1 pseudogene is annotated in these 270 nt (G+C 49.3%); it reads right to left on the reverse strand.

Features of this window, described 5'->3' with window-relative positions:
- Positions 1 to 270: pseudogene (gene leuS, locus AAEY98_RS22360) on the reverse strand (leucine--tRNA ligase); the annotation flags it as partial.

Genomic DNA, 270 nt, shown 5'->3' on the forward strand with positions numbered 1-270 from the left:
GTAATACGTCGTGCTGCCATCGGCATTAAGACGGTAAAAAGTACCGGCAAGCACCATACCTTGGGTCATAAGATTGGCAAATGGTTCATCGCCTGACACCAGTGACTCATCGCGCATAAGCTTATGGAAGAAGCGTGCATAAAGCAGATGCATGACGGCGTGCTCTACACCGCCAACATATTGATCGACAGGTAGCCATTTATTGGCGGCAGACTTGTTGACCATGTTCTGTGCATCATTCGGACTGGCAAAACGCGCATAGTACCAGCT

Source organism: Shewanella sp. AC91-MNA-CIBAN-0169 (assembly GCF_040310165.1).
Lineage (GTDB): Bacteria > Pseudomonadota > Gammaproteobacteria > Enterobacterales > Shewanellaceae > Shewanella.